Raw genomic sequence first — 1,538 nt, 5'->3', positions numbered from 1 at the left:
TATGAAACCTTTGCGCCGTTAGAGCAGGTTGTTAATGCAAGGAAAGAAGCAGAAAAAGCCATGGCGCGTGCGAATGGCGCGCAACAGGTTGCAGAAGAGGCGAAAAAAGTATCGGAAAGAGCGCTTAGCGAAGTTACCAAAACGGGTGAAGCGGTTACAGCAGTAACGACAACGGCTAATCGTGCAAAAGATACAGCGGATACAGCCAAGGGATTAGCCGAAGAAGCCAAGGGTGCCTCTGAAGCCGCCAAGCAAATGGCAGAAGAGGCGAAGGCAGGATTTGATAGAGCTACAGGGGAAATAAGTAGTACGAAAGGTTCATTGGCTACGGCATTGCAAAGTTTTGTAGAGGTCAAGCAGGCAAGTGAGAACGCCGTCCATGTCTCGACAGAAGCAAAGAGATTAGCCGATGAATCGAAATCCATTGCTGAACGTGCAGAACAAACAGCGAGAGATGCTTCCCAAACAGCAACAGAGACGACGCAAGTAGCCGCAACAGCGGTAGCAACGTGTCATGAAGTTAAGACAGTAGCGACACAAGCAAGTATGAAGGCAGATGGAGCCAAACAGACAGCCGCTGATGCGAAGGATATTGCCGAAGAAGCAAAAGGTTTATCGGAACGGGCGACATCTTCTGTTAGAGAACTTACAAAAACAGCGTCTCAAGTACAAACGGCAGTAGAGAAGGCATTAACGGAGTCAAGAGAATCCAAACAGATAGCAGAGTCATCTAAGACACTCTCAGAAGAAGCCAAACAACTTGCAACAGAAGCCCAAAATGCCTCTACCAATGCGCTTACAGAAGCGAATGCAGCGAAGGATAAAGCATCTACAGCGCTTACCTTAGTCAATGATGTCAAGAATATTTCTGAAGAAGTGAAAGGTATTGCAGAAACGGCATTATCGACCGCTACCACAGCTAAACAGGCTGGTGATGAGATCGGGCAAAAAGCTTTAGAAGCGTTAACGAAGTCGAGTGAAGCTAAGAGTTTAGCGGAAACAGCTCATAGCACAGCAGTAAGTTCACAGCAGACAGCCGCTGATGCAAAAGCTAAAGCCGAAAGTGTAGAGACAGTTGCGAATACAGCGAAGAGCACAGCAGAAGAAGCCAAGAATGTAGCGGATAGAGCAACAGAGAAAGTAGAGCAAGCTGTAAGAGAGGCTAGCGATGCGAAATCTAAAGCGGAAAGTTTAAAGACTGTTGCGACTGAAGCGAAATCCACGAGTGAACAAGCAAGTCAAACAGCCTCTAATGCTAAAAGTTTATCAGAAGAAGCAAAGGTTAAAGCAGAAAGTGTAGAGAGAGTTGCGAATGAAGCAAATCAAACAGCGACTTCTTCGAAGAGCGTATCAGAAGAAGCAAAAGAAGAGGCAAGTAATGCCAAAGCGATAGCCTTAGAAGCGAAAAGTGCAGCGGATACAGCAACAGCGACGGCTCATCAAGCCCAACAGAGTGCAGAGGAGGCTACAAAATTAGCTTCTGAAGCGAAAGCGGTAGCAGAGTCTGCGGCGCGTTCAGGAGAGACGGCAGGGCAGGT

The 1,538-nt window shown here is 47.3% G+C and carries 1 pseudogene; it reads left to right on the top strand.

The features are described 5' to 3' along the window. A pseudogene (locus ACFIQC_RS09750) lies at positions 1-1,538 on the top strand (hypothetical protein); the annotation flags it as partial.

The organism is Bartonella sp. AA126HLJHH (assembly GCF_042197425.1).
GTDB lineage: Bacteria > Pseudomonadota > Alphaproteobacteria > Rhizobiales > Rhizobiaceae > Bartonella.
The sequence above is the reverse complement of the archived record's forward strand: the minus strand, read 5'-3'. Positions and strand labels throughout refer to the sequence as shown.